The organism is Thermosporothrix hazakensis (assembly GCF_003253565.1).
Classification (GTDB): domain Bacteria; phylum Chloroflexota; class Ktedonobacteria; order Ktedonobacterales; family Ktedonobacteraceae; genus Thermosporothrix; species Thermosporothrix hazakensis.
In genome coordinates this window covers 14,737-28,857 of sequence record NZ_QKUF01000001.1, presented here as the reverse complement: position 1 = coordinate 28,857, position 14,121 = coordinate 14,737, and the positions used below count along the sequence as shown (strand labels likewise).

Sequence of the window (14,121 nt, the reverse complement as noted above, 5' to 3'; positions counted from 1 at the left end):
CAGAAGCAGTGGCAACAGTTCGTGTATGTATATATAGAGATAGCTAATAACGCCTGGAACTGACCTATGAAAGATCGCCGCTCGTTTGTTCTTGTTGAGAAAGATGAGCAGACCTGCTGTGTTGTCTTGTGTCCGTTGGGGACCGTAAGAGCGCATCAGGGAAATTGCAGATGTTTCATCGTTTTTATCTATATACCATTATGTGTTATTATAAAGAGAGATAGGGCACGACGGGATGAAGGGGTATCGCGTGGTGAAGAGGTGTGTTGAAGGAAGGGCTAGAGGCGCATCTAAGTTGTGAGGTCTTAACGTGATAGAAGTGGTGATATGGGAATTGGGGAAGGAAGGGCCTTTAATTTGCTGGTTGTAGTCAGTGAGGCCGCCTTCTGAGGGGAGGCGAAATGTGGATGAAAGCATATATAGATCTATTTCTATATAGAGGAATGGTTAAGAAGAAAGTACTGCATATAGTGATATTCCATTTATTTAGCTGTACACTGTCTGGTGCAACCTGAAACAAATTGCCTGAAGAAGCTGCATTCATTCAGCTTGATTATCGGACTTTTTCCTGTAGTTATTGCAGGACAAGGTTATTGTGACAGGTGTTTACTAAGAAATGGGGGCGTAACATCCCCGCATCTTTGCATCGTGTTTCAGGCAAAGAGTTCATTGTGTGGCAGGACGTAAGAAAGGAAATGGTGATCTGGCGACAGGCTATATCACCCGGTATGACGAGAAGGTTGCAGATCGACGGCGTGCAAATCGTCTGTTTGATCTTTGGCTTGGTGAGGTGAATTCAATGGATGATAAGGCAGGTCGTCGCAAGCGCTTGCTGATTGAGTCAGGGCGACGACTGAAGACAGCAAGAGATTATGGGCAGAGGGCCTGGAAGCAGGTACACACTCTGAGCAGCGGTGTGTGGACATTTCTGTTATTGTCGGTACTGCTTGTACTGCTGTATGCGCTTTTCACTCAATTGCCTCCTCTGCCAGTCGGGAAGGGGGGCCCGAACGGTGAAGCTGTTGTTGCATATAGTGACTTTACCAATATGGTAACACAGGGGAAGATAGACGAGGTTGCGATCAGAGGAAATGAGATCAGCGCACATCTGAAAGAGCCATTGAAGCTTCAGGACGCGTCTTCCCCTGATGAAACATCGCCGTCTACGATGCCTCGCTATGCCTTTTCGACCAATCCAGCACAGCCGCAGCGGAACGTCGCTACAGAGGTCTTCACCCGCATGCCTCCCAGTGGCGATGATCAATTGCAGCCCCTGCTGAACAGGCACCAGGTCTCGGTTCGGGTCTATCCGGCGAACCAGGGGGCTGGCTGGTTCAGCTCTCTCTGGCACTTTATTCCGGTCATGCTGGCGCTGGCGGGTATCTGGTTCTTTCTGGCAATGCGCAATAATGGCAAAAGCATGCGCTCCATCGATGAGCGGATTTCTGAGATCGGGAAGAGTCGGGTGCGACGTTTTCAGCGCGAGAAAGAGGGAGGCGGCACGGCGGCAAGAAAAGGAAATGAGAAGCTGACCGAGGGCGTCGAGAGCGGTGTGGGCGCAAAGGCGAAATCGATACAGGTTGTTGAGCACACAGGCGTGACGTTCGCTGATGTGGCCGGAATCGACGAGGTGAGGCACGAGGTTGAGGAGATTGTGCAGTTCCTGCGGCATCCCGAGACCTATAAGCGTCTGGGTGCGCGGATCCCACGAGGGGCGCTGCTGGTTGGCCCTCCGGGGACCGGTAAGACGCTGCTGGCGAAAGCCGTCGCGGGTGAGGCCGGGGTTCCTTTTTTCAGTATGAGTGCATCTGAGTTTGTCGAGATGTACGTTGGTGTCGGGGCCAGCCGGGTGCGAGATCTGTTTAATCAGGCGCGGAGGTCCGCACCATGCATCATCTTTATCGACGAACTGGACGCGGTCGGACGCAAACGCTCGATGCGCATTACCAATAATGATGAGCGCGATCAGACGTTGAACCAGTTGCTGGTAGAGCTGGACGGCTTTGATGGGCGTGAGTCGGTGATTGTGCTGGCGGCAACCAATCGTGTCGATATTCTGGACAAGGCGCTGCTACGTCCCGGGCGCTTCGATCGTCATATTACCGTTGCCGCGCCGACACGTTCCGGGCGTGAGGCGATTCTACGGGTCCACACGCGCAAGACGCCGCTCCATGACAATGTTGACCTCGATAAACTGGCCCGTCTGACCGTGGGCATGACGGGGGCTGATCTGGCGAATCTGGTGAATGAGGCGGCCTTAATTGCGGCCCGCCGCGACCTCGATTGTCTCGATGAGCAGTGTTTTGCGGAGGCGTTAGCGCGCGTCCAACTGGGGGCGCTACGACCACTCTTGCTGGATGAGAAGGAACGGAAGATCATCGCGGTGCATGAGAGCGGGCATGCTCTGGTAGCACATTACCTGCCCGAGGCTGATCCGGTGAACTGTGTGACGATCCTGCCGCGTGGGCAGAGTCTTGGTGTCACGCAATTTGTGCCCGATGATGACCGTTACAATTATAGCCGTCAGATGTTGATGGCCCGGATCGCGGTCGGTCTGGGTGGACGTGTGGCGGAAGAACTCACCTTTGGCTCTGAGCAGGTGACTACAGGGGCCGAGAACGATTTTCAGGTTGTGACAGACCTTGCGCGTCGCATGGTGACACGCTGGGGCATGAGTCGGGAGCTTGGGCCTGTATTCGCGGAGCAGCAGGCAGAAGAGGCGTATGCAATGGCATTCAAGCGGTTTGAGCCAGAGAGCCGCACACTGGCACTGGATCAGCAGGGGCGACCGGTGCTCAATGGTGGGCTTCCTCGCGCGTATCAGAGTGCGGAGCCGACACCGGCACCAGTCTCCGGCGTTGCGCTACAATCCGCGATTGATGCTGAAGTCCTGCGGATTCTCGACGACGGGCGGGTGCTGGCTCGCACCGTTTTGAGTGAGCATGCTGCACAGCTTAAGAAGCTATCGGACGCCCTGCTCGAACATGAAATGCTGAGTCGTGAACAATTTCTGACTCTTTTGCAAGATTGACGGGCTGAACTGGCACGGGTCTTTCTGGCCCGTGTCAGGGAAGGGTGAGCGTTTGCCCTTCACCCCACGCGGCAGACCACTCCCAGTGTTGCGATACCCGTTGTGGATCCAGTCCCAGTTCGGGTTGTACTGCCTCGTCTCGCGACGCTTCCAGACGGCAGGTGTAGCGCTCCTTCTCCTGCACATGTAGCTCAAGCGAGAGCGTGTGCTTTCCCCACTGAATCGTGCGTACTCGATACCTTGCCCCGATCGTACGGAGATCCTGGGGGAGCATGGGCGCGACATGAAGCTGTCCGGCGCGGCGCTCATGTAAGCCAAGCAGCACGTGTATGAACAGATAGATGCTGAGCGCTCCCCAGCCGTAGCCCTCAATACCGGCGTTCACGTAGTCGATTTCGCCCCATTTGCCCACCTCAATTGTGCGAAGGTACTCGCGAGTGATGCCGGGTAGCCCTTTATGCTCGTCGAGCATGCGACGGTCAGTGCTACGCCACGAGGCGTCAATGAACGTCGAGGCGATGCGGGTGGCCTCCTCTGGCATATGAGCGGCAAGGGCAGCCCCAACGAGGGTCAGCGTCACGGGCGGCCATGAGAGCGTATGCCAGCCGCTATGATAGGGAGGCTTCTGGATGGCCGGGCGAAGCTGCTCAAGCTGTTCTGGCGTGGCGACACCGCAGAAGACCGGCGCGAGGTGCATCGTGTCCTGCTGATTGGAGTGCTCGCCTGTGCCCGAGTCATAGTCTCTGAACCAGCCGTCATGCCACATCTGGAGCGTCTTCTTGCGGAACTCATTGGCAACCTGCTGCCATACTTTTGTCTCGGTCTGATAATCGATAGGGGGCAGATCGGGAAGCGGCGGCAGATTCTCGGCCCGGGCGAGTTGAGCGGCCCAATCAGCCAGAATCGCGGCTCCCTGTGCCATGCTGGCCTGAAGATCCGAGGGGCGCACATGCTCGATAATGGTGCCGCCGGTCTGCTGAGTGCCGAAGCGACTCGAAACATCCTGCCCGCTTTCCCAGGAACAGGCATAGACCAGCCAGCCATCACGGTCTCGCCGATGCTCAAGCCACCAGCGTAGATAGGCTGCAACTCGCGGGTACAGGCGATGCAGCCAGAACAGGTCGCCACTGCGGCGGAACTGCTGATCAATACACCAGAGCGGGAAGCCCCATTCGGGAGCCGTGCCGCATATCTGCCCATCGTCAGCAACCATGTTATAGCTGCCATCCTCGCGCATACAGGGGAGGTTAGGCCGGGGCGCCTCCTCAAAGTGGCAGAGGAGCACTTCAGCGGCCAGTTCGGGATCAGCGTAACTGAGCAGGAGCGTATCTATCCCGGCCTCAGCCAGCACCGCGCGCGGAGCCTGTATCTGCATGCCATCGAAGAAGTGGGTCAGGACGCCGACTGATGGCCGAATCACCATGCGCAGTGTTTCCAGATCGTAGACCAGCCCGCGCCGCCAGTGGTCGGGCCAATCGCCCTCAAGCCGGGGGGCACGGTTCCAGAAGCGCTCATCATCTTCGCGATGCTCTGCCTCGGCGCGGGCGATCTCTTCAATACTGTCGTTCCAGCGCTCTATGACCTGGTCCTGGGAGATGCCGCGTGTCAGCACAGCGTTGATCGTGCGGGGAGCGCCATCAAGGATCAGGTGGCAGGGTTGAACTACGGTGCGGGCCTGCCAGCCGGTGCTTTCCTCATATTCGGTGACGCTCGGCTCGGCGACCGGGATCGAGTGGGCCAGCATCGCAGCATCTTCGGGGGCGATAACGGTATGCATGGTGTCGAAGGTCAGCGGACCTCCATCCGCCGAGCGTGCGCCATGCAGAAACGCGTCTCCCTCGCTGGCAATGCCGAGCAGACAGGTGCCGGGATGTGGTCCAGTCATGGTGTAGATGCCATGCTCCCAGAGACGGCTGGTGTGTGGGTTATGAATGTGCTGATGCATCAGGTAGAGTGTGACGGGAAGCTGCTGTGCGGATGGCGCAGCCAGCGTGATGATGCAGCCAAGCGCATGTTCATTGATAAGGAAGTAGCGGGCCGTCAGTGTCAGGTGGATGGTAGGAACGATACAGGTATACTCAAAGCGGTTTTTGGTGTGGAGACGGCTGAAGATCTGGCACTTGTGGCGCTTGAAGTCTCCCGGGGTAATCAGCACCATTTTGCCGATTTTCAGCCCAAGAGCCAGATGTGCGCTGTATTGAAACTGGTTGCGGGCGTAGCTGCCAAAATTCGGCATATGCCAGCCCATTGCCAGCGGTTCCTTTGAGCGCAAGACACCACTTGGATTGAGCTTCCAGCTATGATACGGGTTATCCAGATAGCCGAAGGGCGTAAACTCGTCTTGCGGGATCATGGCGCGAACCTCCGTCCTGCCTCGCTTGCTATTCTCAATAGTTGCTTCTATTGTATGATACGAGCGCAACCGCAAGGCGTGGGAGAGCAACGCGGCCCTCCCGGGCTGCTTAACTTACCATGTCTTCGGTAAACCAGACCCACCCGCTCGGGTCAACATACACGCCGATGCCGATTTTATGCAGCGTGGTGCTGAACAGGTGGATAAAGTGCCAGCCGCTCGGACCCTCATCGACCATCGATTGCTGCACGGCTGCAACATTTGTCCACGGGGGCGTAGAGGGGCCTGCGCTGCCGATGTTCTCACCACAATCGGTGGCATTGGGGAAGCCTGCGGCCTTGATGCGCGTGCATTGGTCGCTGCCATCGGGGCAGGTATGACTGAAACCACAGTGATACATGTTCCAGCTATGAAGCCGGGCGATTCCTGCGAGCGTGTCGTCCCATTCAAAGGGAGGCAGGCCACGGGCGGCGCGGTCGCTGTTGATCTTCGCGAAAAGCTGTTGTGTCAGTTCAATCTCGACCGAAGTCAGTGCGGGTGGCGGACCATAGGGGGCTGCTCCTGAGCCAGTCTGTGGAATATCAGTCGGTGGGTTATTGGTCGGTGGTGGCGTCCGCGTGGGCGTAGGTGTGGGGCTGGGGGTCAGGGTCGGGGTAGGGGTTGGCGTGGCCGTCTGTGTCGCGGTCGGCTTGGGTTTTGGCGTTGATGCCGGGGTCGGGTCCTGATGCCCGACAAACGTCACCTCATACGTTTTCCAGCTCTGTGATGTGTTCGGGCTTGTTTGTGTGGTCTCTGACTTGAATCCGCAGGCGCTTAAGAAAACGAGGCAAACAAGCGCCAGCAGAAGGCTCCTTTTCCTACCCAAAAGTGTTACCCTCCTCTCACGACGTCAACATCCGGGCATGAAGGTGGTATGTGCGTCGTGCTGTCTAGATCAGTGTAAGCTATATATAAGTCCCTGTGGAACGCAATAGATGCGTACACAAGAATTTCCTGTACGATCTGATGAGAACCAGACACGGGCCTCTAATAAGTAACGCATGGTGGAGGGAAAAAGGAGAAAAAGCACCGGTTGCATAGTGCTTTCTGGCTAGTGCTTTTTGCGTAGGGCCTATGCAACCGGCATGGATGGGTAGAAATGCTAGAAACGGCAGGTAATCACAATGGCGCTCATATCATCGGGCTTGGCGCGAATATTCATATTGCGTGGCTCATGCGAGCGTTCGATGGATTGTTCGACAAGGATACGGGCGGCAGCGTTGCGTGACGAGTTGCGCAGGACCGCTTCAATTTCCTTGTCGGTGAGGTTGTCGTGAATACCGTCAGTACAGAGCAGGAGGCGATCGCCGGGATAGATGGTGCACTCGCCCAGATGGACTGTCGGGGCAATAGGACCGCCAAGTGCCTGTGTGATCCCGCCCCGCAAGCGGAAGTAGCTGAATTCAACATCGCTGAGTTGTTCGGTGCTGCATGCCTGATCGATGTGCAGGGCGTCTTCGTTGTCAATCAATTGGTTCTCGACCAGCTTGCCAAGCAGGCCGTCATCGGTGGTCAGGCGTTTCAGGGATTCGTCGCTGCGGAGCAGGTAGATGCGACTGTCTCCAACGTGGGAAAAGAGTAGTTTATAGTGGCGTTGTCCCGGGATACGGCAAATGGCGGCAAGGGCGACGGTGGTGGCAAGATTGTCGGTTCCGGCTCGGCGGGCTCCCTCAGTGCGTACCTGTTCATCGGCGTTCAGAATCAGTCGTTCAAGGAGGGTGGGCAGGTTTGACCGCTCAGTATATTCGAGGAAGGTGTGCTTTTTACGCCCCTGCTGAAACTGCCTGACAATGCGCTTCCATTCCTGACGCGTGGCTTGTACCGCTGTTTGCGAGGCAACTTCTCCTGCTGCACTGCCGCCGACTCCATCGAAAACAGCAGCAAGGCCGGTTTCCTCCTCTAAAAGGATGCTATCCTCGTTGCGTGTCGGGTGGCGTTCACATGCAGTAGTTTTAAAAGCAAATGTGAAAGGTGGCAGGGCAATAGGTCCATAGTCGTTTGTCAGAATGGTGCTTTGAATATTGTTGTACTGCGGCATCTTGCTTGAATGCAGCCTTTCAAGGAATTCTATATTCATATCTTGCTCCGCACCTCTAGCGAGGGAAGCTATGGCATTGTACATACTATTCACCAATAATCTATAGTATTCTTCCTGTCAACCAGGAAATAGGAAGATAAATAGTAGCGGTCTCCGATGTGCCACCTCTTGAGCTAAGTATGTCCGTGCCTGAAAATGTATTGTATTATCTGCGAAAGCCTGTCAGGTATGCTGGTGTATGCTCGCCAGTCTTCCGACAATGTGTTATGAGTGCAAGTATAGCAGATAGAGGGAACAAATGAAAAGGGTCTACCGTTCATCCCAATTATTCCTGTAACAGATTACTGCTTTTCAGAAAGTTCTTAAATAGTATACGCGAATGCCTATGGAAAATAGGAAACTTCTCTCTCTGTTCCCTCTGCAATCGCTCCAATAGCGCGATCTCCTGCGCACTCCGAGGCCGTTGAACTGGTGCCTGAAGCCAGAGCTGAAGCATCTCGGGTGTTATCTCGATATGAAATTGTAGCCCATATGCATGTTTCCCGATACGAAACGCCTGATTACGGGCTGCCGGGCTGGTTGCCAGCAGGACCGCACCGGCTGGCAGCTCGAAAACATCTTCATGCCAGTGAAACACTGTGCAGGCATCAGCGAAACCGGCGAAGAGCGGGTCTGCGCGTCCCTCTGGCGTTAGCTCGACATCATAGAAGCCGATTTCTGCCGTGTGGTGCCGACGCACGTGCCCGCCGAGGGCATCCGCTAACAACTGGCTCCCCAGACAAATGCCCAGATAGGGAATATCTTGCTCGACCAGGTGCCGTAAAAAAGGCGCCTCAGTGGCGAAATATGGGTGACGCTCCCTGTCATAGACGTGTTGTGTGCCTCCCAGGGCTATGACTGCTGCATAGGCTGTCGGGTCGGGGAGGGTCTCGGTTTCGACAAGAACTGGCTCAAAAGAGATGCCATATTCTTCCAGGATCTCCCCTAGAAAGCCAATTGGATCTTCTTGTGCATGCTGAAGTACCAGTATTTGTTTCGCCATCGTCATCCTTCCCTTTGCGAAATCATGAGAGCCTGAATCCTTCTGGCTGGCTGCCTGTGCAATCAAGGCGAACGCGCCATACTCCCCCTGAATCTAGTACGACGGGCCAGAGGAATACGATGCACGTTCCCTGGTGGGTTCGCTCAAAGCCCGCCTCCGAACCAGTTACGGCATCAAGCGAGAAGCGCCAGAGCAGCGCTTTTTGACTGATGAGAAACCCGATATCCTGCTTGAGCCAGGTATTGCCGACGTGTAACGCCTGTACGTCTGCTACCTCTTCATTCTGATCCAGCAGTGCGGGCGCCTGGCCTTCAATCAAGCAATATGCCTGTTCGTTCTTGCCTCCGGCGAGGAGATGCAGGTTCCATTCGCAGGCGAAGCACGTGTGCAGGCGAGCCCGGCCCCGATTTTCCAGTGTATAGCTGATGCTCAGGTACTCGGCATCGCGAGCGATCACAAGCTGCTTGGTGAGCAAGACCGGCAGCGGTCCGAGGGCGCCAGCGCGTTTCACCTTGCCCTGGCGGGTCAGCGTGACAAGCAGACCCTGCTCGTCCTGCTCCACCTCGGTATGGTAGGGCTGCTCGATAAAGTCGCCCAGTTCCTCATAGCGATTCTGTAGAAAGGACGGGAAGGGGAGACCGGCGGGCAGGAAGTGATCTTTCAGGCTGGTGCGGCGATGCCTATCGATGACAAGCAGGCGGTCAAGGTCTGGCTCTTTCGTGCGTACGGTGGTGTGGGGCGATTCCGGCTTAAGGGCTTGTGGCTCTGTGGCGGCCTGACGTGCCTTCTGTCGCCGCTCCTGTTCGTACTCGCGCAAGACCTGATGGTAGCTTTCGGGGTGGCGGGCCATCACGCTGAGGATATTATGCCCGCTCTGGCGAAGATCCCATTCAAAGAGTGTGCCGCCTCGCTCTGGCGCGAGATAGAGATTCTGGGCGCTTCCCTCAATAATCAGCTCATTATGGGTATCGCGATCGAAGTCGGTGAACTCGTAGGATTGCCAGGGCTGATTCTGGTGCAAAACACGGTCGGCGAGATGCTCAGCGCGAATCAGGTGATGGTAGATGGCCGACCGCATGTGGCCCATATACGCCCCACCGAAGAGGCCGTGCCAGTAGGTGTCATTCGCCTGCGCCTTCCACAGGTGCCGGAGCGCCTCTGTCTCGCCGGCCGCGTGAACGCGCTCATGCACGCGCAGCATCTTCTTATGCTGGTTGTTGACCTCGGGATAGCGAGCGAGGAAGTTGCGCCAGAAGCCGCCCCGGAAGAATTGCAGTATCTCGTTCTCCCGGTTCTCTTCCAGCTTATGGAGCAGGCGGCCAAACTGGTAGGCTTTGCGTGGCGGTAGCGACCACTCGGACATCTCGATGTAGGAGGTTGTTGGAATATAGATCCGACCAAGCGCGGGCGCGCTTCGTGCGTATTCGCCGAGTGGAATCGTGTGCAGCCAATCGCATTCCTGTTCCAGTGCGCTCAGAAACGCGTCGACCCACCCGTCTTCTCCCCAACAATATGGACCGGTCTCGGGCCAGCTCCCGAACTTCTCGCCATCATCGCCCATGACGGCGATCCGTTGCTGTCCGGGCTTTGCCAGCGAGCGCAGCCACTGGATCGTTTCGGCGACTGGTCGCCAGGGGATGGTGTAGCGGAGCTTCTTGCTGGTCGCGTAGACTTTGAGCACGCCGCTTTGATCCTCGGTCGCATAGTAGCCGTACAGGTCGTCATCGTCCAGGCCGGTTGCTTTCAGGTGCGTGTCATCGAGGATGGTCCATTGTATCCCGGCCTCTTCGAGATAGCGGGGAAGCGAGGGCTCCCAGACGCGTTCTGCCAGCCACATGCCGTCAGGGGTTGTGCCAAAGAGGGCGTGCAGTCGTTCGGAGAAGGCACGAATCTGGCCGATTTTGTCCCGATCTGGAATAGCGGGCAGGATCGGTTCGTAGTAGCCTCCGCCGACGATCTCAACCTGTCCACGCTGGATAAGAGCGGCGATACGCTCCAGAAACTCGGGGTGCGTCGCTTCCAGCCAATCAAGCAATGAGCCCGTGTAGTGTAGCGAGACCCTGACCCCGGGGTGACGCTCCAGCGCTTCGAGCATGGGCAGGTATGATTGCTCATAGACCTGCTGAATGACCGAGGGAAAATTCCCGACGGGCTGGTGATTGTGCAACAAGAGCCCGAGATAGATATGACCTGTATCCATTGCAACTACCTGTTCACGCATTGCATCTTTTTCTTGATCTTTCGATCTTCTCTTTCTTAACGGGAAAAAGAGTGTTCTTAAAGCACTATCCTCTTCCACTATACCATATTCCTCCGGCGAATCGAAATCATTTTCGCTTATGAGTTTGCCGGGATGCGCATCGGTACGGTTCCGAGTGCGGCTCTGGTGGGTCTCGAAGACTGGGTATCTCACCGAAAAACTGCTATACTTTCAGGTTAGAGATATGCGTTGCAAGAGAGTTGTTTTGAGGCTAACGGATGGCTGCGAAAATAAAAGTATTCCTGGTAGATGATCACGGGCTGTTACGGAAGGCGCTTCACGAGGGCCTGGAAGCGACCGACGAGGTGCAGGTTGTGGGCGAGGCCGCGACCGGACGCGAGGCGGTGGCAAAGGCGCTTGAGCTGGACATGGATGTGATTCTCATGGATGTGCAGTTACAAGATCCGCAGATGGGGAGAAGTGCCATGAGCGGTGTCGGTGCGGCTGTGGCGATCCGCCGCGAGCGCCCACGTATGCCCGTTGTCTTCTATTCAATTCAGGATGATGACGAGTACTATCGGGAGTTCCGCGCTTCCGGTATTCTGACGCACTACGCCTATGTACGCAAGAGTAACTATCTCCTGCCCAGTATGCTGGTGCCGTTACTGCGTGACGCCGTCAACGGGCGCAGTCTGGTCGATCCCGAGATTGAGGACCGGGTGCAGGAGGTACGCGATCTGGACGAGCAATCACCGCGCGCTCTTCTGGAGCCGAACGAGCTGCGGGTAGCCGAACTGATGGCGCGAGGTATGACAAATGAGCAGATTGCGGCTCGTCTGAAATTGCATGATAAGCGAGCAGTCAGCCGCACCAATGGTCGGATTTATGCCGCCTGGGGGTTGAGCGACAACGCGGTTGATGACAAGGTTGCTCGTGTGCGGGCAACGCTGATTTATATGCACAATCGCCTGATGATCTGGGATGAGAACGGGGCTGCGCTGGTGCAGGATCGTCGGGGCGAGTGGGTTCCTTTTTTTGAAGATGAGTAGTTCATGAGTATGACCGTATTCTCCGAGCAAAGCGTGCTTCTGGTTGCCCACACGCTGGCTGTTGCTTTATCAATTTTCAACGTGGTGGCGTTTCTCTGGCTGGCCTGTACTGTCTGGTTGAATGGTGATCGTCGTAGTATGATTGCCAGGGTGGGGGTGGTAGGGCTCGGGCTCTCCGCGCTTTTCTTCTTTGTGCATGCCTTACTGACTGCCAGTCCATTCGCGCATAATAGTGGGCTGGTGACGGCAGATTTTCTCTGGCGTTTAAGCTGGCTGCCCGGATTGGGTGCTCCCTATATCTGGTTTGTGATCGGGCTGCATTATGCCTCTTTGATGAACGAAAAATGGCGGCGCAGGCGCCCCTGGTTGCTGCTCGGGAGTGGCCTGCTTGGCTGTATCGTGCTGCTGATTCTGATCCTGAACCGCAACGTCTTTACCTTTATGGGGACGATTCGCCTGCTGGCATATAGCGCGTTACCCACCCGGGCGCAGACTGACTTCCTGCCTGTGGTGATTTCGCTCCCGATTCTCTTCCTCTGCTACCTGACCTTCTGCGCTATTGGCCCCTGGTTTACGCCGAATCGCGTCCGGCGGGCGTTGCTGGTGCTCTGTCGAGCGCTCGTGAAGCGGCGTTCGTTTGCCTCATTGCGGCAGGCGCTGATTGATGCCTTCTCCGACGATCATGCGCGGGCCGCGCTGCTTGAGGAGCCGGTCTTTTCCTGGCATCTGGCCCGGCCGATTCTGCTGGTTGCGGCGCTGGTGATGGTTGGGCTGACCACGACGCTTGGCGTGATCGGGGTCTGGTCCACGCTGAACTGGTTCGATACCGCGATTGTGCCGCCGCCCGAGCTACCCGCGCATGCGCTCGGGGCGATACCCTTACATCTGATGCTGATTGATATTGTGGGCACAGGGGCGGTTGCGGTCATCCTGCTGCTGATTGGCTATTCGATTGTGCAGCATGGTATCCTGATCGAGCGTCCGCTAGCCCGGCGCGGCTTTTTTGAGCAATGGCGCGGGATCGTGATTGTGGCGACCGTGATTGCTATCTTCATCGCGGTCTTTGTGGCTGTAACGCACAGCAATCTCAGCGGCCTGCTGCTGATTACCTGCGTCACGACCGGCATCTATGCGCTTTTTACCTGGAGCAACTACACGGCCCATGATCGCTATATTGCGATGCTTGGCCCCTTTTTGCGCAGCTCGAACGTGCATCACTGGCTCAAAACCGACCTGCAAAAGACAGAACAGAACATGGAGGCGCTCTTTTTTCACCTCTGCCGGGATGTGCTTGATATTCAGTATGCGCGACTCGATGTGCTGGCCGGGCCGATCAAGCCGAGCTTTACCTATCTCTGGTCGATGAAGGCACAGGTTGAGGAGCATACGCAGCAGGTGCTGCGCCGGCGTGTGCATGCCTATCGTATCCGCGTGACCATGCATGGCATGCGCTCTATTTGTTGGGTCCTACCGATTTACGATGAGCTTGGACTTGTGGCAAAATTATATCTGGGACCGCGAGCGGGCGGCGCCGGTCTGACTGATGAAGATATGGAGATCGCTCAGGCCTGTGGTCAGCGGATTCTGGATACCTTACGCGATCATGAGGCCATGCAGGCGGTTGCGGGCCTGTTGCGGCGGCGTATTGTTGATGTCAAGTTACTTGGCGGACAGCAGCGGCGTATCCTGCATGATGAGATTTTGCCGCAGATGCATCTTGCCCTGTTGCGGCTGGAAACGCTGCGCCTCTTTGTGCGCGGGAAACAGGACCCGGCACAGGCCAGCAGCGCCCTCGGAGACGCGATTGAAATGATCAGCGACTCGCATCGGCGCCTGGCCTCGATGATGCGTGAGATGGCAACGGGCGCACCCTATCGCCTTGAGCGAGAGGGACTGATGCAGGCGATTCAGACCATGATCGAGCACGATTTTCATCAGGCGTTTGATGCGGTCCACTGGGAAGTTTCGGAGGAGACGGCGCTGCGGATAGATGAACTGGTGCCTCCCGCGATTGCCGAGTTGCTCTTTGCGGCGGTACAGGAGGCGCTGCGGAATGCTGCTCGCCACGGACGCGGCACCGACGTGCATCGGCGGCTCTGCCTGACACTTTCTGCATCGTGTAATCCAGATCTCGAAATAGTGGTGCATGATGACGGCGTGGGCATGAAGCCTGCCGGTCCGACTTCTGGAACCGGTGGCGGTCTGATGACGCATAGCGCCCTGTTGACGATTGCGGGCGGGAATTTGGTGATCAAAAGCGCCCCGGACGAAGGGGTGACGGTGCATATTCAGCTTCCCGAAAAGGCGCTGCGTTGATCCCTACCAGGGGCGTGCTCCATTCGCTATACTATGAGAAGAGAGCTCCCTGT

The 14,121-nt window shown here is 56.5% G+C and carries 8 protein-coding genes; 3 read left to right on the top strand and 5 right to left on the bottom strand.

The window, feature by feature from the left end; translation table 11 throughout:
- Positions 1-673: 673 nt before the first annotated feature.
- Complete coding sequence (gene ftsH, locus EI42_RS00105) at positions 674-3,031, top strand: ATP-dependent zinc metalloprotease FtsH (protein WP_111317493.1); 2,358 nt, start codon at positions 674-676, stop codon at positions 3,029-3,031.
- A 34-nt stretch (positions 3,032-3,065) separates the two neighbouring features.
- Here the strand turns inward: ftsH and EI42_RS00100 are convergent, their stop codons facing one another.
- From EI42_RS00100 to EI42_RS00080, 5 genes are all read right to left on the bottom strand, one after another.
- On the bottom strand, positions 3,066-5,384 hold the full coding sequence (locus EI42_RS00100; RefSeq protein WP_111317492.1) for an MGH1-like glycoside hydrolase domain-containing protein: 2,319 nt from the start codon (positions 5,382-5,384) through the stop codon (positions 3,066-3,068).
- Between the two features lie 109 nt (positions 5,385-5,493).
- The gene (locus EI42_RS00095; RefSeq protein ID WP_111317491.1) at positions 5,494-6,249 is read right to left on the bottom strand and encodes a CAP domain-containing protein; all 756 of its coding nucleotides are present in this window, start codon (positions 6,247-6,249) and stop codon (positions 5,494-5,496) included.
- Between the two features lie 276 nt (positions 6,250-6,525).
- Positions 6,526-7,500 carry a PP2C family protein-serine/threonine phosphatase gene (locus EI42_RS00090; protein WP_170142244.1) on the bottom strand — a complete coding sequence of 325 codons (975 nt, stop codon included), beginning with the start codon at positions 7,498-7,500 and terminating at the stop codon, positions 6,526-6,528.
- Between the two features lie 286 nt (positions 7,501-7,786).
- On the bottom strand, positions 7,787-8,503 hold the full coding sequence (locus EI42_RS00085; protein ID WP_170142243.1) for a type 1 glutamine amidotransferase: 717 nt from the start codon (positions 8,501-8,503) through the stop codon (positions 7,787-7,789).
- Positions 8,504-8,525: 22 nt separating this feature from the next.
- A complete protein-coding gene (locus EI42_RS00080) occupies positions 8,526-10,724 on the bottom strand; it encodes an alpha-amylase/4-alpha-glucanotransferase domain-containing protein (protein WP_111317488.1) in 2,199 nt (732 codons plus the stop codon).
- 257 nt (positions 10,725-10,981) lie between these two features.
- Between EI42_RS00080 and EI42_RS00075 the strand changes: the two genes are divergently transcribed.
- Together EI42_RS00075 and EI42_RS00070 are read left to right on the top strand one after the other, a co-directional pair.
- Positions 10,982-11,752 carry a response regulator transcription factor gene (locus EI42_RS00075; RefSeq protein WP_111317487.1) on the top strand — a complete coding sequence of 257 codons (771 nt, stop codon included), beginning with the start codon at positions 10,982-10,984 and terminating at the stop codon, positions 11,750-11,752.
- 9 nt (positions 11,753-11,761) lie between these two features.
- Positions 11,762-14,068 carry a sensor histidine kinase gene (locus tag EI42_RS00070; protein WP_211325974.1) on the top strand — a complete coding sequence of 769 codons (2,307 nt, stop codon included), beginning with the start codon at positions 11,762-11,764 and terminating at the stop codon, positions 14,066-14,068.
- The last annotated feature ends 53 nt before the right edge of the window (positions 14,069-14,121 follow it).